22 protein-coding genes and 1 other RNA gene are annotated in these 23,383 nt (G+C 65.0%); 13 read left to right on the forward strand and 10 right to left on the reverse strand.

Translation table 11 applies throughout. From position 1 onward, the window contains the following. Positions 1-10: 10 nt before the first annotated feature. Positions 11-289, forward strand: a complete 279-nt coding sequence (locus tag ACZ5BH_RS11325; RefSeq protein ID WP_464889374.1) for a hypothetical protein — start codon at positions 11-13, stop codon at positions 287-289. Continuing rightward, positions 274-612, forward strand: a complete 339-nt coding sequence (locus ACZ5BH_RS11330; RefSeq protein WP_464889375.1) for a hypothetical protein — start codon at positions 274-276, stop codon at positions 610-612. Before ACZ5BH_RS11325 ends, ACZ5BH_RS11330 begins: the two co-directional genes overlap by 16 nt. Positions 613-663: 51 nt before the next feature. On the opposite strand, the gene ACZ5BH_RS11335 is transcribed toward ACZ5BH_RS11330, so the two are convergent. Continuing rightward, a complete protein-coding gene (locus ACZ5BH_RS11335) occupies positions 664-1,725 on the reverse strand; it encodes an AI-2E family transporter (protein WP_464889376.1) in 1,062 nt (353 codons plus the stop codon). A 516-nt stretch (positions 1,726-2,241) separates the two neighbouring features. Beyond that, positions 2,242-3,270, reverse strand: a complete 1,029-nt coding sequence (locus tag ACZ5BH_RS11340; protein WP_464891200.1) for an IS110 family RNA-guided transposase — start codon at positions 3,268-3,270, stop codon at positions 2,242-2,244. Between the two features lie 221 nt (positions 3,271-3,491). Here ACZ5BH_RS11340 and ACZ5BH_RS11345 point away from each other — a divergent pair, with 221 nt between their 5' ends. Continuing rightward, on the forward strand, positions 3,492-4,145 hold the full coding sequence (locus tag ACZ5BH_RS11345; RefSeq protein ID WP_464889377.1) for a hypothetical protein: 654 nt from the start codon (positions 3,492-3,494) through the stop codon (positions 4,143-4,145). A 13-nt stretch (positions 4,146-4,158) separates the two neighbouring features. Here ACZ5BH_RS11345 and ACZ5BH_RS11350 read toward each other — a convergent pair whose 3' ends face one another. Beyond that, the gene (locus ACZ5BH_RS11350) at positions 4,159-5,745 is read right to left on the reverse strand and encodes a methyl-accepting chemotaxis protein (RefSeq protein WP_464889378.1); all 1,587 of its coding nucleotides are present in this window, start codon (positions 5,743-5,745) and stop codon (positions 4,159-4,161) included. A 249-nt stretch (positions 5,746-5,994) separates the two neighbouring features. Here ACZ5BH_RS11350 and ACZ5BH_RS11355 point away from each other — a divergent pair, with 249 nt between their 5' ends. The 3 genes from ACZ5BH_RS11355 (at position 5,995) to ACZ5BH_RS11365 (ending at position 9,886) form a co-directional block, all read left to right on the forward strand. After that, on the forward strand, positions 5,995-8,151 hold the full coding sequence (locus ACZ5BH_RS11355; RefSeq protein WP_464889379.1) for an EAL domain-containing protein: 2,157 nt from the start codon (positions 5,995-5,997) through the stop codon (positions 8,149-8,151). A gap of 104 nt (positions 8,152-8,255) precedes the next feature. Beyond that, entirely contained in the window at positions 8,256-8,465 is a 210-nt protein-coding gene (locus ACZ5BH_RS11360; protein ID WP_464889380.1) for a SlyX family protein, read from the forward strand. A gap of 266 nt (positions 8,466-8,731) precedes the next feature. Beyond that, positions 8,732-9,886, forward strand: coding sequence for a GGDEF domain-containing protein (locus ACZ5BH_RS11365; protein ID WP_464889381.1), 1,155 nt, complete (start codon positions 8,732-8,734; stop codon positions 9,884-9,886). Here the strand turns inward: ACZ5BH_RS11365 and ACZ5BH_RS11370 are convergent. From ACZ5BH_RS11370 to smpB, 4 genes are all read right to left on the reverse strand, one after another. Then, positions 9,871-11,346 carry a protein adenylyltransferase SelO gene (locus tag ACZ5BH_RS11370; RefSeq protein ID WP_464889382.1) on the reverse strand — a complete coding sequence of 492 codons (1,476 nt, stop codon included), beginning with the start codon at positions 11,344-11,346 and terminating at the stop codon, positions 9,871-9,873. The two genes, ACZ5BH_RS11365 and ACZ5BH_RS11370, sit on opposite strands and share 16 nt — an antisense overlap. Before the next feature lie 164 nt (positions 11,347-11,510). Further along, entirely contained in the window at positions 11,511-11,954 is a 444-nt protein-coding gene (locus ACZ5BH_RS11375) for an LAGLIDADG family homing endonuclease (RefSeq protein WP_464889383.1), read from the reverse strand. 505 nt (positions 11,955-12,459) lie between these two features. After that, positions 12,460-12,802, reverse strand: a transfer-messenger RNA (tmRNA) gene (gene ssrA, locus ACZ5BH_RS11380). A gap of 97 nt (positions 12,803-12,899) precedes the next feature. After that, positions 12,900-13,385, reverse strand: a complete 486-nt coding sequence (gene smpB / locus ACZ5BH_RS11385) for an SsrA-binding protein SmpB (RefSeq protein WP_464889384.1) — start codon at positions 13,383-13,385, stop codon at positions 12,900-12,902. A 130-nt stretch (positions 13,386-13,515) separates the two neighbouring features. Between smpB and ACZ5BH_RS11390 the strand changes: the two genes are divergently transcribed. From ACZ5BH_RS11390 to ACZ5BH_RS11400, 3 genes are read left to right on the forward strand one after another with little or no spacing between them, the layout of a single operon-like run. After that, positions 13,516-14,934, forward strand: a complete 1,419-nt coding sequence (locus ACZ5BH_RS11390; RefSeq protein WP_464889385.1) for a sodium-dependent transporter — start codon at positions 13,516-13,518, stop codon at positions 14,932-14,934. 34 nt (positions 14,935-14,968) lie between these two features. Further along, positions 14,969-15,400 (forward strand): type II toxin-antitoxin system RatA family toxin, encoded by a 432-nt coding sequence (locus tag ACZ5BH_RS11395; protein WP_464889386.1) that lies wholly within the window; start codon positions 14,969-14,971, stop codon positions 15,398-15,400. Further along, positions 15,393-15,728 carry an RnfH family protein gene (locus tag ACZ5BH_RS11400; RefSeq protein ID WP_464889387.1) on the forward strand — a complete coding sequence of 112 codons (336 nt, stop codon included), beginning with the start codon at positions 15,393-15,395 and terminating at the stop codon, positions 15,726-15,728. The genes ACZ5BH_RS11395 and ACZ5BH_RS11400 overlap by 8 nt, the downstream gene beginning before the upstream one ends. A 10-nt stretch (positions 15,729-15,738) precedes the next feature. On the opposite strand, the gene ACZ5BH_RS11405 is transcribed toward ACZ5BH_RS11400, so the two are convergent. Further along, entirely contained in the window at positions 15,739-16,104 is a 366-nt protein-coding gene (locus ACZ5BH_RS11405) for an outer membrane protein assembly factor BamE (RefSeq protein WP_464889388.1), read from the reverse strand. Between the two features lie 113 nt (positions 16,105-16,217). On the opposite strand from ACZ5BH_RS11405, the gene fur reads away from it, so the two are divergent. Continuing rightward, positions 16,218-16,691 carry a ferric iron uptake transcriptional regulator gene (gene fur / locus ACZ5BH_RS11410; RefSeq protein ID WP_464889389.1) on the forward strand — a complete coding sequence of 158 codons (474 nt, stop codon included), beginning with the start codon at positions 16,218-16,220 and terminating at the stop codon, positions 16,689-16,691. 127 nt (positions 16,692-16,818) lie between these two features. Here the strand turns inward: fur and recN are convergent, their stop codons facing one another. Next, positions 16,819-18,504 carry a DNA repair protein RecN gene (gene recN / locus ACZ5BH_RS11415; RefSeq protein WP_464889390.1) on the reverse strand — a complete coding sequence of 562 codons (1,686 nt, stop codon included), beginning with the start codon at positions 18,502-18,504 and terminating at the stop codon, positions 16,819-16,821. 4 nt (positions 18,505-18,508) lie between these two features. Next, positions 18,509-19,390, reverse strand: a complete 882-nt coding sequence (locus ACZ5BH_RS11420; RefSeq protein WP_464889391.1) for an NAD(+) kinase — start codon at positions 19,388-19,390, stop codon at positions 18,509-18,511. Positions 19,391-19,547: 157 nt separating this feature from the next. On the opposite strand from ACZ5BH_RS11420, the gene hrcA reads away from it, so the two are divergent. The 3 genes from hrcA to dnaK all read left to right on the forward strand — a co-directional run bounded on the left by hrcA (position 19,548) and on the right by dnaK (position 23,277). Further along, positions 19,548-20,585, forward strand: a complete 1,038-nt coding sequence (gene hrcA, locus ACZ5BH_RS11425) for a heat-inducible transcriptional repressor HrcA (RefSeq protein WP_464889392.1) — start codon at positions 19,548-19,550, stop codon at positions 20,583-20,585. 67 nt (positions 20,586-20,652) lie between these two features. Continuing rightward, positions 20,653-21,255, forward strand: coding sequence for a nucleotide exchange factor GrpE (gene grpE / locus ACZ5BH_RS11430; protein WP_464889393.1), 603 nt, complete (start codon positions 20,653-20,655; stop codon positions 21,253-21,255). An 81-nt stretch (positions 21,256-21,336) separates the two neighbouring features. Beyond that, a complete protein-coding gene (gene dnaK, locus ACZ5BH_RS11435) occupies positions 21,337-23,277 on the forward strand; it encodes a molecular chaperone DnaK (protein ID WP_464889394.1) in 1,941 nt (646 codons plus the stop codon). The last annotated feature ends 106 nt before the right edge of the window (positions 23,278-23,383 follow it).

The following is a 23,383-nucleotide window of genomic DNA, read 5'->3' on the forward strand; positions in this document are numbered from 1 at the left end:
AGCAGGACTTGTGAAGACCACCATCTCCGATCTCGTCATTGCCTTCTTCGATCTGCTCGAGGCCGAGGGGCGGGCCCTGCGCCGCAATGCCATGAACGTGGGTTATGGCCTCGGCATCGTGCTGCTGGCCATGCTGGTGGCCGGCGTGGCCGTCGCTTTCCTGTTGTGGGGCCTCTACCAGTTGCTGCTCGGCTGGTTCTCGCCGCCGGTGACGGCGCTGCTCATGTCCCTGCTGGCGCTGTTGCTCTCCCTGCTGCTGCTCGGTGTCGCCCGATGGCTGACCCGCTGAATCCCGACGAAGCCCGCCGCCGTTTCCTGGCCGTCAGCCAGGGGCGGCGTCCGGCGGATCCCGCGCTCGACATCGCCACCGCCAAGGCCCGCCTCCGCCAGGCCGATCCGGGGCTCGACATCGCCCCGGCCCTGCGTCTGCTCGGCGAAGGCCGCTGGCAGCCGGCCCTGCTGAGCGTCGTTCCCTGGCTGCTCAGCGAAACGGGCCGCGCCTGGCTCGCCCCGGCCCTGCTGCGCGCCATGCAACTGGCCATCGACGGGCTCGCCCGCCTGCGCAGCCGGCGTACTGACGACCCCCCGGATACGTCCTCGGCCGGTACGTAGGCCGGCTCAAGCGCAGCGGAGCCGGCAAAACCCTTCATCCGGTCTAACGCCCTATTTCGCCATCCCCCTGCGCGCCTCGTCGCCGGGGCCGATCAGGATGGCGATCCAGCGGGTCTCCTCCCGGCTGCCCAGCACCACCTTCAGAAACATGGTCAGGGGCACCGACAGCAGCATGCCCACCGGCCCCAGCACCCAGCCCCAGAAGATCAGTGACAGGAACACCGCCAGCACCGACAGGCCGAGGCCGTGCCCCATGACCTTCGGCTCCAGAATGTTGCCCATCACGATGTTCACGGTCAGATAGCCACCGGCGGTCAGCAGCGCCAGTTGCAGGCCGCCTTGCACCAGGGCCAGCACCACCGCCGGAATTGCCGCAATGATGGAGCCGATGTTGGGCACGAAGTTGAAGAGAAAGGCCAGCAAGCCCCACAGCAGGGCGAAGTCCACGCCGAGGAACGCCAGCCAGAGCCCCACCGCCAGGCCCGTGATCAGGCTCACCGTGGTCTTGATGGCGAGATAGCGCAACAGATCCTGGCCGAAGACGTGAAAGCTGTCGAGCGTGCGTTGCGCGGTGGCGCTGATTTGCCGCAGCTTGTGGGGAAAGCTCGGCACCTCCAGCAGGATGAAGATGGTGGTCAGAAAGATGAAGAAGGCATTGGTCAGCATGTTGCTCAGGCTGGCGAACAGGCTGCCGGCCAGTTGCATGATGGCGCCCGGATCGAACACCCGCGTGGCCTTGCGGAAGAAATCCTCGGAGAGGGGAATGCCCTGGGCGCCCAGCCAGGCCTGAAGTCCGGCCAGGCTCTCGTGCAGGCGCTGGTTGTAGAGGGGATAGCTGCGCGAGAAATCGGTAATCGAGGCGCCGAGTACCGCCACCAGCAGCACATCCAGCAGCAGCCCCACGAGGATGATCACGGTGAGCGCCGCCCAGTAGGGCAGGCCACGGCCCTGCAGCCACAGCAGCGGCGGCATGGCCACGAAGGCGGCGAACACGGCCAGCAGGAACGGCACCAGCACCGGCGCCGCATGCTTGAGGCCGGCGATGATGATCACCAGCGCCGCGCCCTGCACCAGCAACCCGGCGCGGCTCGGCAGCGGAAGGGGCTCGGTCATGGCCTTGCGATTCCTGGACAGGGTGTCATCGCCATCGACCATAGCGAATCCCGTGCACCCTGTCCATTGGCAGCAGACGGCCCGGGTGGCTGCGCCTCGACGGGACGGCATGTTAAACGTCTCAAAATTGTGCTGACATAAACGGGATAGGTGGGGGACGGGGGCAGGCCGGCTCAAGCGCAGCGGAGCCGGCAAAAATCGTGTCGTCCAGACATGGCGGCTCCGCTACGCTTGAGCCGTATATGGTCTCCTCCCGTTTTGCAAGACGTTGTACCAAACTTCGACAGGGACAGGATTGCGCTCGTATATCCGGCCTGTTTGTGAGGCTTTTTGCGCCTCTGGCCTCGATGAGATCTGCGCGTATCGTCCTAATCGCCCTAGCGGCTTGTCCCAGCCTACGGCTCAAGCAGGTTTTCGATACGCCGGTCTGACCTGTTTGTCATCGCTCGCCACAGCGTCTTCGCAATCGTCGGCAGGCTAACTCTCCAAATCGTTCCTCGCGGGCCCTGCCCGCCTTCAGACCGGGCGGTAATCCGCCCGGTATTCCGTCTTGTTCCTCAATACCGCCCACCCCATCCGGGCCATCTTGTTGGCCAGCGCCACCACCGCCTTGTTGTAGCCGCGCTCCGCCCGGATCCGGTTGATCCAGCGGCTGAGCCGGTCATCCTTCCCCGCCGCCGCCTTCACCACCGACCGCGCTCCATGCACCAGCAGACTGCGCAGATAGCCGTCTCCCCGCTTGCTGATCCCCTGCAGCCGTTCCTTCCCTCCGCTACTGTGTTGGCGGGGCACCAGACCCAGGGATGCGGACACATCCCGTCCCCGCCGCCAGGCCCGGCCGTCGCCGATCTGGCTGTAGAAAACCGGCGCCACCACCGGCCCGTAACCCGGGATCGCCCGCAGCCGCTTCACCGCCTCGTTCCGGCGGCTGTAGCCTTCCAGTTCCCGGGTGTAAAACGCAATGTGCGCGTCCAGCTCCTGAAACCGCCGGTAACTCTCCCACAACAGCTGCCGAAACCACTCGCTCAGGCCATTCTCCGCCTCCGACAGCACCTCCGGCAGGCGACGCCGCAGCGTATTCACCCCCTTGGGCAGAACAATCCCGTATTCCCCCAGCAGACCCCGTATCTGGTTGACCAGCGCCGTGCGGTCCGCAAGACAGCGCTCGCGCAGACGGTGCAGCGCCTGGATGTCCTGCTGCTCCGGTGTCTTCACCGACACAAACCGCATTTCCGGCCGCACCACCGCTTCGGCTATCGCCAGCGCGTCGTTGTAATCGTGCTTGTTCCCCCGCACAAACGGCTTCACGTACTGCGGCGGAATCAGCTTCACCTCGTGGCCCAGTGCCTGCAGCTCCCGCGCCCAGTAGTGGGCGCTCGCGCAGGCTTCCATCCCCACCAGGACCGGCTCCAGGTTCGCAAAATACGCCAGCACCTGCCCTCGCCTCAGCATCCGCTTGCGCACCACCTTGCCCCGCTCGTCGCAGCACACCACGTGAAACACGTGCTTTGCCAAATCCAGTCCAACCGTCGTAATCTTGCTCATGGTCTCCTCCTCCTTCTTCGATGGATGGTGAAGTGCTTCCATCTTGGCGCATCGTGACGCCGTTTTTAAGGGGGGGAGGAGACCATCTCATCGCCCTACGGATGGGAGGTAAAACTGTTTTGAGACGATGAATACCTCCTTGCCGGACCGGCATGATGAACTCGACCTGGCGCCCTGTTCGGGCTAAGCTGAAAGGCGTGTTTCCAGCCGTTTGACCCGACATGCCTTCCCTGTTGTCCCTGCTTCAGCAACTCCTGCAACGTCTCTATGGTGTCGAGGTGGAGGAATCCATCGACGACTACGTGATCAGCGATGCCCGTCTTGCGCACATTCTGCGCGGGCGACCGAGCACGGCGCCGGAAGAGCTGCTGGTGCGGGAAGGGGAGGAGACGCTGGAACTGAGCCTCTACCTGGCGCCCGAACTGCTCGAGGCCCTGGAACGAAGCCGCCCGCTGGAGCGCCTGGAAGGGCAGGAGATCAACGCCTTTTGCACCCTGCTCGAAGGCGTGAGCCATTTTCTGTATCTGATCAGCCGCGCCCGGGAGGCGCGCAGTGTCACCCGCCTGGAGCTGGAGTTGCAGGCGGAAATCGACAAGTATGCGGTGCTCGGCTATCTGCTGAGGGCCCAGCGCCAGGGCACCCTGCCGGCCTGGCTGCCGCGCTGGCTGTTCGAGGCGGTGCGCTACCGTGCCGATCTCGCCGCCGAGGAGCGCGTGCGCTACGTGACCGCCAACGCCTATGCGCGCCGCTATTGCCGGCGCCTCCAGGCCCGCTTTCAGTGGGCCTGGAACGGAAGGGCGCTGCAGGTTGAGCTGCGCCGTTTCCACGCCTTCGGCCAGGCCGAGAAGTTGCGTTACATCAATCGCCTGGCCTGATTGCTGCCGGGAGTCAGGGCCGGCGCTTGTCCCAGAACTGTTGGGCCAGACGTTTCATGGCTTCGGCGTCCTCGGCCATCTGCGCGCTGGCACTCTCGCTGATCCGGATTCGGTCAACGCTGGTTTCCGAGGTCTGCTTGATGGTGACGATGTTCTCGGTCACTTCCTGGGCCACGGCGTTCTGTTCGTCCAGCGCGGCGGCGATCTGGGCGCTCATGTCGTTGATCACGCCCACGGCCTCGGCGATGGCGTTGAGAGACTCCACCGCTTCCTGCCCGGCCGAGACGCTCTGTTCGGCCTGCTGGCGGCTTTGCTCCATCACGTCCACGGCGCGGCGGGAACCGGTTTGAAGCTGCTCGATCATCTCCTGAATCTCGCGGGTGGAATCGTGGGTGCGGTTGGCCAGGGTGCGCACCTCGTCGGCCACCACGGCGAAGCCCCGGCCCTGCTCGCCGGCCCGGGCGGCCTCGATGGCCGCGTTGAGGGCCAGCAGGTTGGTCTGCTCGGCGATTTCGCTGATCACGCTGACCACCGAGCTGATCTGTTCGCTGTCCTGGCTCAGTTGCGCGATCACCTGGCTGGCCTGCTCGATGTCGCCGGCCAGGCTCTGAATGGCCTCCATGGTGCGATCCACGACCTGGCGGCTGTGGCCCACTTCCTCGTTGGCCCGGGTGGCCGACTCGGCCGAGAGCGAAGTATTGTTGGCCACCTCCTGGATGCTGGCCGACATCTCGGTGACTGCCGTGGCCACCTGATCCGTTTCCTGATGCTGTTGATCGACGGTCTGGCGGTTGTCGTTCAGCGCCTCGCTCACCCTGCCGGCCTGCTGGACGATGCTGCTGGCCGCTTCGTTTATGCGGCCCACGATGCCCGCCGTCTCCGCCTCCAGGTAGCGCAGGGCCAGCAGTAGGGTGCCCGTTTCATCGTTGCGGCCGGTGAACACGTAGCGGGCGATGGGGTTGTTGAAAATCTTGCGCGCCTTGGCGATGCTGCAGCAGATGGGCGTTACTTCCCGCCACATGAACGCCGGTACGATGACCGCGGCCGGCAAGAGGGCCAGCAGGGCCTGCACGGGCGAAATCGCGCCCATGGCCAGGGGCACGGCGGCAGTGGCCAGGGCCACGCCGGTGAAGGTCAGCGCCAGCTTGACCTGGAAGCGCATCGGCCGGCGTTTCAGCCAGCGGGGCGGCTTGCCGGCATTGAGCCGGGCATAGAGCTTCTCGGCGCGGGCGATGTCCTCGGGGTGGGCCTTGCGCCGCACCGACTGAAACTCGACGATCTCGCCGTTGTGCATGATGGGAGTAACATAGGCATTCACCCAGTAGTGATCGCCGTTCTTGCAGCGGTTCTTGACGATGCCCATCCACGACTGGCCGCTCTTGATGGTGGCCCAGAGATCGGCGAAGGCCGCCGGCGGCATGTCGGGATGCCGCACGATGTTGTGGCTCTTGCCCACCAGTTCTTCCCGGGTGAAACCGCTGATGGCCACGAACTCGTCGTTGGCATCGGTGATGATGCCCTTGGGATTGGTGGTGGTGAGGATATTGGCATCTTCCGCCACGGGTTGTTCGTGGTTGGTGACGGGGTAGTTCTTCTTCATTCTTGTTGTACCTCATGCAGGCAGCATTGGCAGATCAGTCAGCTTTGCTGCCGGAGAGGGCAGCGCTGCGTGTACCATTCTTAGCGTCCTCTTCCGTCAAACCTTTACTCCTTTCAGTGAGTGTGCGTGTACAGTGGCGGTAGAGGGGCAAATGCGGTAAAGATCCGGTTGCGTTGACCGCTAAAAAGACAATGAACCGCCCGCGAGCGCCGCTGTGTGTCGCGCCGGCGGGAGAGCTTCGGGAGCCAGATGGATCAGTTCGTCGACAAGGGGCACGGGGTGCCCATTCACTTCATGGCGCAGGCGGAAGTGGAGCCGTTGCGCCGGCTGCTTGCCAGGATTCTGCGCACGCTCGTGCATCTGCCCTGGTTGCATGCCGATGCCGGCGGGATCTTCCTTGCCGATGCCGAGGATGGCACCCTCGAGCTGCTCACCCACATCAACTTTCCACCCCATATCCAAGGGGCATGTACACGGGTGGCGCCTGGGTACTGTCTTTGCGGGCGAGTGGCCGAAACTGGCGAGTTGCTGCACGCGGGCTGCGTGGATCACCGCCATGACATCACCTACCCGGGAATGGCCGATCACGGCCATTACGTGGTGCCCATCAAGGCCGGGGAGCGGCTGCTCGGCGTGCTGACGCTCTATGTGCCGGCCGGGCACCGCGCCTGTGAAGAGGAAACCGATACCCTGCGCGATTTCGCTGCCACCATGGCGGCGGTCATCCAGACCATGCAGCTTCGCCGTGACAAGGCGCTGATGGACATGGTGGTGGAGCAGAGCAGCCACGGCGTGATGATTGCCGATCGCGCACAGCGCATCCAGTGGGTCAATCCGGCTTTCGAACGGACCACCGGTTACCGCCTCGACGAGATCCGCGGCAAGACACCCCGGCTGCTCTCCTCCGGCCGGCACGACCGACACTTCTACCGGCGCATGTGGCGGGCCATCCAGCGCCACGGCCAGTGGCAGGGGGAAATCTGGAATCGCCGCAAGTCGGGGGAGATCTACCCCGAATGGCTGAACATCGTGGCCCTGCGCAACGCCCATGGCGAGGCCGAGCGCTATGCGGCCATGTTCGTCGATCTGACCGAGATCCGGCGCGCCGAGGAACACATCCGCCGCCTGGCCTATTTCGACAGCCTCACGGGGCTGTCGAACCGCAACCGTTTTCTGGAGGAACTGGCACGACTCCTGGCGGAGGAGGGCGGCGTCATCGTGCTGGTGGTGGACCTCGACTGTTTCCACGAGGTGAACGATGGTCTCGGCCATGCGGTGGGCGATGCCATGCTCCGCGAAGCGGCCCGCCGCCTCGAGTCGCTGGTGGCCGATGGTCTCCTGGCACGCGACAACCCCGACCAGTTCCTGATCGCCGTGCGGCCGGCGGACCGCGAAGGGCTTGCCGAACACTGTCAGGCCCTGGTCGATACCATCGGCCGCGCCTTCCGCGAGGACTTTTCCCACGGCCAGCAGGCCCTGAACATGAGCGCCACGCTGGGGGCGGCGATCGCCGCTGGCGATGATGCCCCGGGGGAACTGCTCAAGCGCGCGCTCCAGGCGTTGCGCCAGGCCAAGCGTGACAGCCGTGGAGGATACCGGGTTTTCGACGCGGAACTGGGCCGGCAGTCGGAATTCGACAACTTCGTGATGCTCAACGTGCGCCACGTGGTGGCGCGGGGCGAGCTGGAACTGGCCTATCAGCCCCAGGTCGATGCGCACGGCCGGGTGGTTGGCGCCGAAGTGCTGGTCCGCTGGAACAGTCCCGAACGGGGCGCGATCCCGCCGGATCGGTTCATTCCCCAGGCCGAGGAGAGCGGCGCCATCGTCGACATCGGCCGCTGGGTGGTCGAACAGGGCGCCGCGCAACTGGCGGCCTGGCGCCGCGGGGCGGTGGTGAGCTGCGACGGTTTCCGGCTGTCCATCAACCTTTCGCCCGCCCAGGTGATCGGCTGCGACGTGAGCGACGGTTTCGCGGCCATCTGCCGCCAGCATGATCTGCCGCCTTCCACCATCGAGGTGGAAATCACCGAAACGGCGCTGGTGCGGGGGTTCGGCCGGATCCGCAGCCAGCTCACGGCGCTGTCGGACCACGGTTTTCACATCGCCATCGACGATTTCGGCACCGGCTACTCCTCTTTGTCACGCCTGCATGCCTTTCCCATCGACGTCTTCAAGATCGATCGCAGCTTCATTGCCCGCATGGAGGAGGGTGGCCCCCACCTGGCCATCGTGCGCGCCATGATCGACATGGCCCATTCCCTGGGCTACGCGGTCGTGGCCGAAGGCGTGGAGACCGAACACCAGTTCAACCGCCTGCGGGAACTGGGCTGCGACCGTTTTCAGGGATACTGGCTCGCCAGACCGCTGACCGCCGATGCCCTGGCCGCGTTTGTGCAGGCCCACTGAAACGGAGGCGGTTCAATCGGTTCGGACCGCCCTGTTCCCGGGCGCAGGTGCGAATCGGGGAAAAATGGGCGAAAATGATCCGCCGTGCACGCCGGGAGGCCATCATGTCCCCCATTGAACAACGTCTCGAAGCACTGGAAAGCCGTCTGGCTTTTCAGGACAGCACCCTGGAATCCCTCAATGCCGAGCTGGCCACCCAGCAGCAGCGGATCGCCGAACTGCAGGCAACCGTGGCGCGGCTCGAGCAACAGCTTGCCCAGGCCATCGCCCGCGCCGCCGTCGCTCCGGTGGACGAGCCACCCCCGCATTACTGACAGGATGTGGAAAATCCCCTCCCTGGGCTTTTTCAAGGCGGGAATGGAAAACGCGGTTTCCCGTTCCCTCGCATTTTCAATGACCTGGCGTCACTGAAAATGGCGATGCCTCCATGCCTCGCAACAGCCCGTTGGGTTCCGCTCAACACTTCAGAAAACGTCACGAAAACCGATATTGTGTAAATGGACTGGAACCCATATGCCACCTGCATGCTTCGGCGCCACGAAAACCCGGCCGGCTTGACAGGTGCCGGCGCACTGCGGACATGACATTGCCTGATCCGGACGAGATTCACCGCCTGCTGGCCCGGCCGGCGTGGCGGCTGGGTTTTCGGGGGCGGCTGGAGAAGGACTACCGGCAGCACCTGCTGGCCGAATGGCAACGGCCGGCAACGCTGGCCGTGGCCCTTGGGGCGCTGCTGTTCGCGGCCTACGGGATCCTCGACAAGCTCGCATTCCCGGCGTATGCCCCGGTTTTGTGGCGGATACGGTTCGGGGTGGTGTTGCCCCTGGTCCTGGCTTGTCTTCTCGTGCTGCCCCGTCTGCGAACAGAAAGCGCCTTTCAGCGCATCCTGCTGGCGATGATCCTCATCGTCGGTTTTGGCATCACCGCTTTCAATATGGTCATGCACACCCATTATTATCAGGGACTGGTACTGGTATTGTTGTTCGGGTGCGTGGTCCTGCCCATGCGGTTCCCCTATGCGCTGATCAGTGCCATCGTGTTGCTGGCGGCTTACGTGGCTATCCGACCGGCGCTGGATCCCCACGAGTTGGCATCCTTCGTCGGCATGTTCGACACCACCACGGCTGCCCTGTTCGGCCTGTTGGCCAATTTCCTCCTCGACCGCTATCGCCGCCGGGACTACCTGCGCAGCCGGCTGCTGGAACGGTTGTCCCGACAGGACGGGCTGACCGGTGTCGCGACCCGCAAGGCCTTCGATGACAACCTGGCCAGCGTGTGGGCGCAGGCAGGGCAGGCTGCGAGGCCGGTTGCGCTGCTGTTCCTCGATCTCGATCATTTCAAGGCGCTCAACGATCGGGCGGGTCACCAGGTGGGGGACGAATGCCTGCGGCGGATCGCAGAGGTCTTGCGGCGGCACACCCGCCGGGAAGGGGATTGCGTCGGTCGTTATGGTGGTGAGGAGTTCACCCTGCTGTTGCCAGGGGTATCGGAAGCAGAAGCCCGACAGGTGGCCGAGCGGATTCGGGAAGAAGTGGCGCGCCTGGATCTGACATCACTGCTGCCGGAATCGGTACCTCACGGGGTGACGGCCAGTATCGGCGTGCTGTGGGTGGCCCGGCCCGGGGAGTTGCCCTGGGCAGAGGCGCTCAAGCGGGCCGATGCCGCCATGTACCGGGCCAAGCAGGCGGGCAGGAACCGGGTGGAAGTCGAAACCGATGGTCAGGTCCCGCAATAGGTCACGAAGGGGCCGAAATCGTCCGGCGGGGGGCTGGCATGGGCGTCCGCCTCCGGCTGCACGGTGAACGGCTGGCGGACGACGGCGAGAAGACGCCGGAACGGCGCCAGATCCCCTTCCACGGCCGCCGACAATGCCGCTTCCACCAGGTGGTTGCGCGGAATGTACAGGGGGTTGACCCCATCCATGGCGGCGGCCCGCGCCTCTGCCGTCTGCGGCTCCCGGGCCAGCCGCGCCTGCCAGCGTTCGAGCCAGTCACGGGCTTGCCGGGGGTGGCTGAACAGATCCAGAAACGGGCCGTTCGCGCCCCGCAACACATCAGACAGGTTCCGGAAGGCGAGCGTGTAATCCGCGCCACCGCGGTGCATGCGCTCCAGCAGATCGTCGATCAGCGCCGCGTCTTCGTCCTCTGCCGTCGTCAGCCCGAGTTTCTGCCGCATGCCGGCCAGCCAGTGGTGGCGATAGCGTTCCGGCACGGCCCGGATCACCTCGCTGGCCCGCTCCACGGCCCGCCGGGAATCCTCGTCGATCAGCGGCAACAGCGCTTCGGCCAGGCGGGCGAGATTCCAGACCAGAATGGCGGGCTGATTGCCGAACGCATAGCGACCGTCCCGATCGATGGAGCTGAACACGGTGTCCGGCGCGTAGCGGTCGACGAAGGCGCAGGGGCCGTAGTCGATGGTCTCGCCCGAGAGGGTTACGTTGTCCGTGTTCATCACCCCGTGCACGAAACCTGCGCGCATCCAGCGGGCCACGAGTTGCGCCTGCCGCTCGGCTACCCGCTCGAGGAAGGCCAGGTACCTGTCCGGGCGGTCGGCCAGATCCGGATCGTGGCGGCTGATGGCGTAATCGGCCAGCCGCCGCAGATCGGCCACCCGTCCGCGCGCGGCGGCGAATTCGAGGCTGCCCACCCGCAGGTGGCTCGCCGCGACCCGGGCCAGCACCGCGCCGGGCTGGGGGGATTCCCGGTACACGGGCTCGCCCGTGAGCACCGCCGCCAGGGCCCGTGTAGTGGGGATCCCCAGCGCGTGCATCGCCTCGCCCATCAGGTACTCCCGCAGCACCGGCCCCAGCGCCGCCTTGCCATCCCCGGCACGGGAGAAGGGCGTCGGCCCCGAGCCTTTCAGATGCAGATCGCGCAATTTGCCGGCGGGATCGCGGATCTCGCCCAGCAACAGGGCCCGCCCGTCGCCAAGTTGCGGCGCGAACTGCCCGAACTGGTGCCCGGCGTAGGCCATCGCCACCGGCCGCGCCCCGGCCGGCACGCTCGCGCCACAAAGAAGCTGCGCCCCCTCGCTCGACTCCAGCTCGCCCGGCAGCCCCAGTTCCCCCGCCAGTTCCGCGTTGAACAGCAGAATCCGCGGCGAGGGCACCTCGTCCCCTTTCCAGGGCACGTGAAAGCCTTCCAGCTTGCGGGCATAGTCGTCTTCGAGGGGGAGATGCAGGGCAGGGGAGCGCATGGTCGGAATACCGCTGAGAGATTGGAATGAGTATAAACAGGTGGGAGAAGGGCTTCTACGACACAAGTTGCAGGGGATTGGCCCGTCTGGCTTTTCTTATCATTGAAAAGCCTTGTGTTTTCAATAGCCTGACGTGAAGGGAAAGATTGGCCTGTTCTGCTCTGTCAGCCGGAGTGTGGGCGGATCGCCATCACTCGTCTGACAAATTCTTCTCTCTCCCTCCGTTGTTCCGCCGTATATTTTCCATTCCGTTTGGTGAGACGAACATAGTCTTTGAGAATGATGGCAGCACGTCTGACCTTGTACGTTCGCAGATAGGGAAACAGTTGTGCCAGGAGGGTCAGCGCCTGTCGGTTGTATAGTGCGTAGGTATGGCTGGGGGTGTGATGACATCGGGTGGTGCGCTTGCTGGTGATTTTTCCCGCGCCAACGGTCTGGAGAACATACTGCAGTAACGAGTGATCGGTGTTGCTGATGGTCAGGGCGAGCTGGTGATTTTCATTTCGATGCTTGCGCGTGAGGGTGATCGTGCCTTCGCCGTCGATCAGACCGGCAATATAGGCTGCATCGGCCGTGCAGAGGGTATTGACGATCCGGTAACCAACCATTCCCTGTCGTTCCAGCTTCCGCTGCCGTGTGAGACTGTATTGGTTGTCTCAAAATTGTCTTGACGTGAATTGTTTAATGCAGGAGCGGCGCAAGCCGCGAAAACGTTTCTCTTCGCGGCTTGCGCCGCTCCTACAGGATAGCACCTGGCAATTTCGGTCAAAACAATGATGAGACGATTAATAAAACCCCTGGCCGGATGGCCAGGGGTACGGATTGGTGGAGGCGGCGGGACAGCGATTCCACATCTTTCGATATGGGCTGGACTATACCTTCATCCTGCCGGAGCAGGATGCGGGGCGTGTTATCCACCGCGCAGTGTTGCGATGAATCCTAGTGCCGGCTCCATCCTGGTGGATTCAGCCGGTCTATGAGTCTCTACAGGGCAGGCCTGAGGTTGGCCCTCTTCCTACCCCTCGGTATTGCCATGACGGCTTGCGCCGCTTTAGGTTTCACCGATGTGAGCCCCGTTTTCACTCTACCCTTGCGGGCAGAGGCGACCCGTGTTGATCGAACCCGCGTCCGCAGGTCCTCCGCCTTCGGCTCTACATGCTTAGCCGCGTCTATTGATTTGACTGGCCGTTACCCGACGGGCAGGGAAAGCGGCCAGCGAGTCCGGTAAGGTTTTAACGCCGCGGTCCCGGACGAACCTTGGCGCGATCCTGTGAAAGATGACCCCTGGGATCCGGACCGCACAGGCACGGTACCGGCCAGAGGGCACCCTACCGGGTTTTAAGCGGCGAGTGCGTAGTTGTCGTCGTTGGCAACTATATTAATGTGCAGCTGGATTTACGAGGTTCTCTGCCCCTCGGCATGCACCTCCGGTTTCGCGACCTGCGTCGAAGCCATGTCGCCCCCTTGGTGTTCAATCCCTTGAGACATTCATTCTAGCGTAAAGTTCGGGGGATTTGGGGATTCTGGGCCTGGCTGGGAGCGGGTGGCGGGGTTTAGCGGCGGCTGCCCTTGAGCAGGCGCTGTTTGTCGCGCTGCCAGTCGCGCTCGCGGGCGGTGGCGCGCTTGTCGTGGGTCTGCTTGCCCTTGGCCAGGGCGATCTCCAGCTTGGCGCGGCCGTTCTTCCAGTACATGGCGGTGGGAATGAGAGCATAGCCCTTGCGCTCCACGGCGCCGATCAGCTTGTTGAGTTCCTCCCGGTGCAGCAGCAGCTTGCGGGTGCGGGTGGGATCGGGCTGAATGTGGGTGGAGGCGGTGGGCAGGGGGGTGATCAGGGCGCCCAGCAGCCAGGCCTCGCCGTCCTTGAGCAGGACATAGGCATCCCGCAGCTGGACCCGTCCCTCGCGCAGGCTTTTCACTTCCCAGCCTTCCAGCACCAGCCCGGCCTCGAAACGTTCGCCGAGGGTGTAGTCGTGGCGGGATTTCTTGTTGAGGGCGATGGTGCTGCCGGCGGGTTTGGTTTTCTTCTTTGCTTTGCCCATGCCGGCATTATACCCGGCTCCCGGCCCGATTCGGCATGGGGGCTTGAGCCGGCGGCGGCTTTTCCACAAAATGGCGGGGTTTGTGCCCGGCGCAGGGGCGGGGCTCCCGGAACCACGACAGGAAGAGGACATGAGCGAGATTCGCGAATCGGTGCACGGCCAGTGGTCTTCCCGCTGGGCCTTCATTCTGGCGGCCACCGGCTCGGCGGTGGGGCTGGGGAACATCTGGAAATTTCCCTACATCACCGGCGAGAACGGCGGGGGCGCCTTCGTGCTGGTGTACCTGGTGTGCATCGCCATCATCGGCATTCCCATCATGATGGCGGAGATCATGCTCGGCCGCCGGGGCCGCCAGAGCCCCATGAACACCATGCGCACCCTGGCCCTGGAGGCCGGCGCCCCGGGCCACTGGGCCTGGCTGGGCTGGCTGGGGGTGCTGGCGGGCTTCCTGATCCTGTCCTATTACTCGGTGATCGCCGGCTGGGCCCTGGCCTACGTGTTCCGCACCGCCGTGGGCACCTTCGACGGCCAGACGGCGGACGGCGTGGCCCACATTTTCCAGAGTTTCCTCGCCGATCCGGAAGGGCTGCTATTCTGGCACACCCTGTTCATGGTGATGACCATGCTGGTGGTGGCCCGCGGCGTGCGGGGAGGGCTGGAGAAGGCGGTCAAGTTCATGATGCCGGGGCTGTTCATCATCCTGCTGGTTCTGCTGGGGTATGCGCTGAGTACCGACGGTTTCGCCCGGGGCGTGAGCTTCCTGTTCAAGCCCGATTTCGATGCCCTGCTGTTCAAGGTGGGCGAGGACGGGGCGAAGATCTGGAATCCGGGGCCGGTGCTCACGGCCCTGGGGCACGCCTTCTTCACCCTCAGCCTCGGCATGGGGGCGATCATGGTCTATGGCTCCTACCTGCCCTCCCATACTTCCATCGCCCGCACCACCTTCTTCATCGCCGGCGCCGATACCCTGGTAGCCCTGCTGGCGGGGATGGTGATCTTTCCCATCGTGTTCGCCAACGGCCTGGAACCGGGGGCGGGGCCGGGGCTGCTGTTCCAGAGCCTGCCGCTGGCGTTCGGCCACATGCCCTGGGGGGGCTTTTTCGGCACCCTGTTCTTCATTCTGCTGACCTTCGCCGCCTGGAGTTCGAGCATCTCGCTCATCGAGCCGGCGGTGACCTGGCTGGTGGAGAACCACGGCATGGACCGGCTCAAGGCCTCGGTGATCATGGGCATCGCCTGCTGGGCGGTTGGCCTGCTGACCGTGTTTTCCTTCAACGTCTGGTCCGACGTGCATCTGATCACCGGGTTCGAAACCTTCAGGGACAAGACGATCTTCGATCTGCTCGACTATCTCACCGCCAACATCATGCTGCCGCTGGGCGGACTGCTGATCGCCCTGTTCGCCGGCTGGGTGATGCGCACCGAGGCCAGCCGCGACGAGCTGGAGCTGGGTGACGGCCTGGCCTACAAGCTGTGGCTGGCGCTGGTGCGTTTCGTGACCCCGGCGGCCGTGCTCGTCGTCTTCCTGCACGCCATCGAGATCATCTAGGTGGGGTGAAGGTGTGCTCTGGTAGAATGATCCCATGACCGAAGTTCGCAAGAGCGCCCTGGTCCCCTACACGGTGGAGCAGATGTACCGTCTGGTGGCCGATTTCGAGCGCTACCCGGAGTTTCTGCCCTGGTGTGGCCGGGCGGAGCTGCTCAAGCGGGAAGGGGAACTGGTGGAGGCGCGGCTCGACATCGCCTACAGCGGTCTGCACAAGTCCTTCACCACCCGCAACCGCCTGATCGAGAACGAGCGCATCGAGATGGGCCTGCTGGAAGGGCCGTTTCGCGCCCTGCAGGGCGTGTGGATGTTCCAGCCGCTGGGCGAGGCCGGTTCCAAGGTGGCCATGGAGATGGAGTTCGAATTCGCCAGCCGCCTGCTGTCCGCGACCCTCGGCCCCATTTTCAACCGCATCGCCGGCTCGTTGGTGGATGCCTTCATCGAAAGGGCGAAGCGCGTCTATGGCTGACAAACAGACCATTTCCATCGAAGTGGCCTATGCGCCGGATCCGGATCGGCAGGTGGAAATCCCGCTCGAGGTGCCGCTCGGCACCACCCTGGAGGAGGCGATACGCCTTTCCGGGATTCTGGAGGAGTTTCCCGACATCGAGCTGGGCGGAAAGAACAAGACCGGGATCTACGGCAAGCTGGCGAAGCCGGACACGGTGCTGCAGGACCGGGATCGGGTGGAGATCTATCGCCCCCTGATCGCCGATCCGAAGGCGGCGCGGCGCAAGCGGGCCGAGAAGAAAAAGGCGGAGACCACCGCCGGCGAGGCCGCCACAGGCGACACCTGATCCGGGGCGGTCAGTGGGCGTGACCGCCAGTCGTGGCTTCCCGCGATACCGGTGGATAGTCGGGATCGAAGCCCATTCCTACCTCGTCCGTCCCGCCCCGCAGGGCGCGCTTGTCGATCCGGGCCACCCTGTCTCCCTCGAAGAAGACGGTCAGATGCTGGCGGGTCAGCTTGCCGCCGCCCGGCTTGAAGGTGTAGACGTAATCCCAGCGGTTCTTGTGGAACGGATCCTGGACGAGCGGCGTGCCCATCAGGAAGCGCACCTGCTTGCGGGTCATGCCTTCCTTGAGCTGGGCGATGATTTTCGTGTCCAGGGTGTTGCCCTGCTGCACGTCGATCCGGTAGATGCTGCAGGCGGGCAGGAGGAGGGCGGCCAACAGAGCTGGAATGAGAAGATTTCGCATTTAGAAGTCGAATCTCAGGTATAATCGTCGTACCCGGAATGGTACCCCATCCCGACGGGGTCCGACAGCGACGCGAGGCCAGCCAAATGGAAAGCCAGGATCTGAAACGGGCCGGACTCAAGGCCACCCTGCCACGCCTGAAAATCCTCAGGTTTCTCGAAGAGAGCGACCAGCGCCACATGAGTGCCGAGGAGGTCTACAAGGCCCTGCTCGAGGCGGGTGACGAGGTGGGCCTGGCCACCATCTACCGGGTGCTCACCCAGTTCGAGTCGGCGGGGCTCGTGACCCGTCACCACTTCGACGAGGGCCATTCGGTCTTCGAACTCAACCTCGGCGAGCATCACGACCACATCGTCTGCGTCCGCTGCGGCCGGGTGGACGAATTCGTGGACGAGGTCATCGAAGAGCGCCAGCACCGGATCGCCGAGGAAAAGGGCTACGAAATGACCGATCACGCCCTGTACATCTACGGCGTCTGTCCCGACTGCCAGAAAGGACAGGGCCGAGGGACGAGGGGCGAGGGACGAGGAAAGGCAAGTTTGCGGGGAGAAAAATCCTGACAGTATATTGAGATTCGGCGTTTTCAATCTCCGGTTGATCCCCCAACATCCGTTCCCTCGTCCCTCGTCCCTCGTCCCTCGTCCCTCGTCCCTCGTCCCTCGTCCCTCGTCCCTCGTCCCTCCACGCCTACGGCGTGCCTGGCGTGCCCGCCCGCTCGATCATCTCCCGCGCATGGGAGCGGGTCTGCTCGGTGATTTCGATGCCGCCGAGCATGCGCGCCAGCTCGTCCACCCTGGCCTCCCGGTCCAGGACGGCGATGTGGCTGTGGGTCCGGTTCCGCTCGGCGGTCTTTTGCACCTGCAGATGATGATGACCCAGGGCGGCCACCTGGGGCAGGTGGGTGACGCAGATCACCTGGCGCTGCTCGCCCAGGGTGCGCAGCAGCTGGCCGACGATCTCCGCCACCCGGCCGCCGATCCCCACGTCCACCTCGTCGAAGATCAGGGTGGGGATGCGTGAATTCCGGGCGGTGATGACCTGGATGGCCAAGCTGATCCGTGACAGCTCGCCGCCCGAGGCCACCCTGGCCAGGGGTTTCAGGGGCTGGCCGGGATTGGCGCTCACCTGGAAGGCGATCCGCTCGAGGCCGGTGGCGGCCGGGGTGTCCGTCTCCAGTGGCGACACGCTCACCTCGAAGCGCCCCCCCTCCATGCCCAGCGTCTGCATGCTCTCGGTCACCGCCTTGCCCAGTTTCTGCGCTGCGCTGCGGCGGCTCTTGCCCAGTTTCTGCGCCAGTTTGCGGTAGGTTTCCAGGGCCGCATCCACCTCCGCCTGCAGGTTGCCGGCGCGCACCTCCGCCTGTTCCAGATCCGCCAGTTCCGCCTGCAGGCGCGGCAGCAGGGCCGGCAGTTCGCCCGGGTCGCAATGGTGCTTGCGGGCCAGATCCTGAACGCTGGCCAGGCGCGCCTCGAGCCAGGCCAGGCGCTCCGGGTCCAGTTCCAGGCCGTCCAGATAACGGCGCAGCTCCGAGGCGGCCTCGCGGGCCTGGATCACGGCGCTGTCGAGCAGCTCGGTGACGCCGGCCAGTTGCGGATCGGTTTCGCTCATTTCGCCCACGTCGTGCAGGGCGCTGGCCAGCAGGTTGCCGGCGCAGGCCGGATCGTCGCCGTCCAGGGTCAGCAGCACCCGCTGGCCGGTCTCCAGCAGGCCGCTGGCGTTGGCCAGGCGCCGGTGCTCGGCCTCCAGTTCCGCCAGCTCGCCCTCGGCCAGGGCCAGCTCCTCCAGCTCCTGCACCTGGTAGCGCAGCAGTTCCAGGCGGTCGTCCCGTTCGCTGGCGGCCTGGCGCAGGCGCGCCAGCTCGGTCTGTTTCTGCCGCCAGTCCTGCCAGGCGTCCGCCAGTTCCGCCAGCAGCTTGCCGTGGCCGGCGAAATCGTCCAGCAACTGGCGCTGGGCGTCCTGGCGCAGCAGCGACTGGTGTTCGTGCTGGCCGTGCAGGTCCACCAGCATCTCGCCCAGCTCCCGCAGGCTGGCGGCGGGGGCGGGCTTGCCGTTGATGAAGGCCCGCGATTTGCCGCCGGCGCTGATCACCCGGCGGATGATGCACTCCCCGGCGCTGTCCAGCTCGTGTGCCCGCAGCCAGGCCTCGGCCTCGGGGGCATCCTCGGTGCTGAAGGTCACGGAAATCTCGGCCTTCTCGGCGCCGTGGCGGATCACGCCGCTGTCGGCCCGGTCGCCCAGGGCCAGGCCCAGGGCATCGAGCAGGATCGACTTGCCGGCGCCGGTCTCGCCGGTGAGCACCGTCAGGCCGCCCTCCAGCGGCAGATCCAGGCCCTCGACGATGGCGAAGTTCCAGATGTGGATGTGGGTCAGCATGGTCTCAGTACTGTTCGCTCCAGTGCAGCTTGGCGCGCAGGATTTCGTAATGATCGTGCTGGCAGGGGTGCAGCAGGCGGATGGGTTTCTCCTTGCGCCGAATCAGGATGCGGTCGCCGGAGACCACGCCCAGGTTGATCTGCCCGTCGCAGGTCACCTGGGCATGGGAATGGGGATTCTCCTTCACGATTACCTCGATTTCCGAATCGCCGTCGATGAGGATGGGGCGGTAGCTCATGGTGTGGGGGCAGATGGGCACGATCAGCAGGGCGTTGAGATCCGGCTCCAGAATCGGGCCGCCGGCCGACAGGGCGTAGGCGGTCGAACCGGTGGGGGTGGAGATGATCAGGCCGTCGGAGCGCATGGTGTTGACGAAGCGGCCGTTGATGAAGGTCTCGGTCTCGATCATCCGCGCCACTTCCCACTTGTGCACCACCACGTCGTTGAGGGCGTCGCCCACGCTGTCCTCGCCGCCGGCGTGGTGCACGATGCGGGTGGCGAGCATCAGCCGGCGCTCCTCCTGGAACTGGCCGTCGAGGATGGCGCCGATGCTCTCGGCCATGTTGATGGGCGGCACGTCCACCAGAAAGCCCAGGCGGCCGAGGTTGACGCCCAGCAGCGGCACGTCGTGATCCACCATCTGGCGGGCGGTGCTCAGCAGGGTGCCGTCGCCGCCCACGGTGATCACCAGGTCGCAGCGTTCGCCCATTTCCGCCAGGCTGGCGGTGGGCAGGCCGGGATTGGCGATGTTGCTGGCGGTCTGCTGGTCGAGGAGCACCTCGCAGCCCCGCTGTTCCAGGATCCGGCTCAAATCGAGCACGGTGGCGGAAACGTCGGCTTCGCCATATTTGCCGATCAGGCCGATGCGGTTGAAAGCGTTGTCCATGAATGGTCCCGGTGGTTGGTGGGCCTGTCGGCGGAAGGGGCCCGGCTTGACAGGGTCGTGTCCGGCCGGTACCGTTTTATCGTTTTGGCACTCCGATGGCAAGAGTGCCAGAAGGGCCCTTGAAAGGGGGCAAAGCCCGCCCCATCCAGGAAGTACCGTGACGAACCTGCCCAGTATAAATGATCGTGCCCTGACGCTGCTCAAGACCCTGGTGGAACGCTACATCCAGGAGGGTCAGCCCGTGGGTTCGCGCACCCTGGCGCGGGAGTCGGGCATGAACCTCAGCCCGGCCACGATCCGCAACGTGATGGCCGATCTGGAGAATCTGGGCCTGGTCACCTCGCCCCACACCTCGGCCGGCCGGGTGCCCACGGTGCAGGGCTATCGCCTGTTCGTGGATCGCCTGCTCACCGTCCAGCCCCTCGATACCGAGACGATCAGCCGCTTTCGCGAAGAACTGGCCGCCGGCCAGAATCCCGAAGACGTGATCGACACCGCCTCCTCCCTGCTCTCGGAGGTGACCCGCCTGGCCGGCCTGGTCATGCTGCCGCGGCGGGAGCGGATGGTGCTGCGGCACATCGAGTTCCTGCACCTGTCCGAGCGCAAGGTGCTGGTCATTCTGGTCATCAACGACCAGGAGGTCCAGAACCGGATCATCACCACCCAGCGCGACTTCACCCCGGCCGAGCTGCAGCAGGTGGCCAACTATCTGAATGCCGAATTCGCCGGCCGCGAGCTGGAGAGCATCCGCAGCGGCATCATCGAGAGCATGCAGCAGAGCCGCGACGACATGCAGGCCCTGATGCAGACCGCCGTGGACATGGCCGACCAGGTGGTGCGCAGCCGCCGCGAGGGCGACTGCGTGATCGCCGGCGGCACCAACCTCATGAATTACGCCGAGATGGCCGACGTGGACAAGCTGCGCCAGCTCTTCGAGGCCTTCGAGCGCAAACTGGACATCCTGCACATCCTCGATCAGTCCATCGAGGCGGAAGGGCTGCAGATCTTCATCGGCGAGGAGTCGGGCTACTCGGCCCTCGGCGACTGCAGCCTGGTCACCACCCCCTACAAGGTCGACGGGGACGTGATCGGCGTGCTGGGGGTCATCGGCCCCACCCGCATGGCCTACGACCGGGTCATCCCGGTGGTGGACATGACCGCGAAAATTCTCGGCTCCCTCTTGAGCCCGGCCTGATCACGCCCCATATCGGCGCCACATCCCGTTTTCCAATCCAACCCAGACCATGGAGTCCAGGAACCACATGAGCGAACAAGAACCCACCCCGGAAGCCGGGGCCGAGGAGCGCCCGAGCGGGGCGAGCGACGAGGCGCCCAGTCTCGAGACCCTGCAGGCGGAGCTCGACGAGGCCCTGCGCAAGGCCGAGGAAGAACACGATGCCCTGCTGCGCGCCCGCGCCGACATCGAGAACATGCGCCGGCGCCACGAACAGGAGCTGGAGAAGGCCCGCAAGTATGCCCTGGAGCGTTTCGCCCAGGCGCTGCTGCCGGTGGTCGACAGCCTGGAGATGGGCGTGGCCGCCGCCCAGGCCGAGAACGCCACCCTCGACAAGGTCCGTGAAGGCACCGAGCTGACGCTCAAGATGCTCCAGGACGTGCTCGAGAAGTTCGGCATCGAGGCCGTGCACCCCCACGGCGAGCCCTTCAATCCCGAGCTGCATCAGGCCATGTCCACCCAGGAGAGCGACGAGCACGCCCCCAACACGGTCATGAACGTGATGCAGAAGGGCTACACCCTCAACGAGCGCCTGATCCGCCCGGCCATGGTGGTGGTCTCCAAGCCGGCCAGCGGCGGGAAAGCGGAAGCGGCCCCCGAAAAGGGCGGAAAAATCGACGAACAGGCTTGAAGCGGCCCGTTCCGGCCCCATTGATGGGCTATAGAAAAGTACCAACACGAATACGACAAACCCCAACCGGAGAAACAAGGCATGGGCAAAATCATCGGAATCGACCTGGGCACTACCAACTCCTGCGTGGCCGTCATGGAGAACGGCAAGCCCAGGGTCATCGAAAACAGTGAAGGGGATCGCACCACCCCGTCCGTCGTGGCCTTCACCGCCGACGGTGAGGTGCTGGTCGGCGCGCCCGCCAAGCGGCAGGCCGTGACCAACCCGGAGCGGACCCTGTTCGCCATCAAGCGCCTGATCGGCCGCAAGTTCGACGACGCCGAGGTGCAGAAGGACATCGAAATGGTGCCCTACAAGATCGTCAAGGCCGACAACGGCGACGCCTGGGTGGAAGTGGACGGCAAGAAGATGGCCCCGCCGGAGATTTCCGCGCGCGTGCTGCAGAAGATGAAGAAGACCGCCGAGGACTACCTGGGCGAGGAAGTCACCGAAGCGGTGATCACCGTCCCGGCCTACTTCAACGACTCCCAGCGCCAGGCCACCAAGGACGCCGGCCGCATCGCCGGGCTCGACGTCAAGCGGATCATCAACGAGCCCACCGCCGCGGCCCTGGCCTACGGCATGGACAAGAAGGGCGGTGACCGCAAGGTGGCCGTGTACGACCTCGGTGGCGGGACCTTCGACATCTCCATCATCGAGATCGCCGACATCGACGGCGAATCCCAGATCGAGGTGCTGTCCACCAACGGGGACACCTTCCTCGGCGGGGAAGACTTCGACATGCGCCTGATCGACTACCTGGTCGACGAGTTCAAGAAGGAGCAGGGCATCGATCTGCGCAACGACCCGCTGGCCCTGCAGCGCCTCAAGGAGGCCGCCGAGAAGGCCAAGATCGAGCTGTCCTCCTCCAGCCAGACCGACGTCAACCTGCCGTACATCACGGCTGATGCGTCCGGTCCCAAGCACATGAACATCAAGGTCACCCGCGCCAAGTTCGAGTCGCTGGTGGAAGACCTCATCGCCCGTACCATCGAGCCGTGCAAGATCGCGCTCAAGGATGCCGGCCTCTCCGCCTCCGACGTGGACGACGTGATCCTGGTGGGCGGCCAGACCCGCATGCCCAAGGTCCAGGAGGTGGTGAAGGACTTCTTCGGCAAGGAGCCGCGCAAGGACGTCAACCCCGACGAGGCCGTGGCCGTGGGCGCCGCCATCCAGGGTGGTGTGCTCGGTGGCGAGGTCAAGGATGTGCTGCTGCTCGACGTCACCCCGCTGTCGCTGGGGATCGAGACCATGGGCGGCGTGATGACCAAGCTGATCGAGAAGAACACCACCATTCCGACCAAGGCCACCCAGATCTTCTCGACCGCGGACGACAACCAGACCGCCGTGACCGTGCACGTCCTCCAGGGCGAGCGCGAGCGTGCCGACGCCAACAAGTCGCTGGGGCGTTTCGACCTCACTGACATTCCGCCGGCACCCCGCGGCGTGCCGCAGATCGAGGTCACCTTCGACATCGACGCCAACGGCATCCTGCACGTCTCCGCCAAGGACAAGGCCACCGGCAAGGAGCAGTCCATCGTGATTAAAGCTTCTTCCGGTCTGTCCGAAGAAGAGATCGAGAAGATGATCAAGGACGCCGAGGCCCACGCCGCCGAGGACAAGAAGTTCCACGAGCTGGTCGAGGTCCGCAACCAGGCCGACGCCCTGATCCACGCCACCCGCAAGTCCATGGACGAGCTGGGCGACAAGCTGGAGGCCGACGAGAAATCGAAGATCGAGGCCGCCATCAAGGATCTGGAAGAGGTCATCAAGGGCGACGACAAGGAGGCCATCGAGGCCAGGACCAAGGCCCTCTCCGAAGCCTCCGCCAAGATGGCCGAGCGCCTCTACGCCCAGCAGCAGGGCGGCGCCCAGGCCGCCGGTGGTGCCGGCGGGGCGGAAGCGGCCTCCGGCCAGGCCACGGGCACCGACGACGACGTGGTCGATGCCGAGTTCGAGGAGGTCGACGACAGCAAGAAGTAACGTTCGATCAGAACGTTATGCCCGGCAAGTGGCTGCGTGCGGGAGCACGCAGCCACTTGCGCGTTAATGACCGTCTCATCGTTGTCTTGAACGAACCTGGCCAGGT

This window comes from Thioprofundum lithotrophicum (assembly GCF_055387065.1).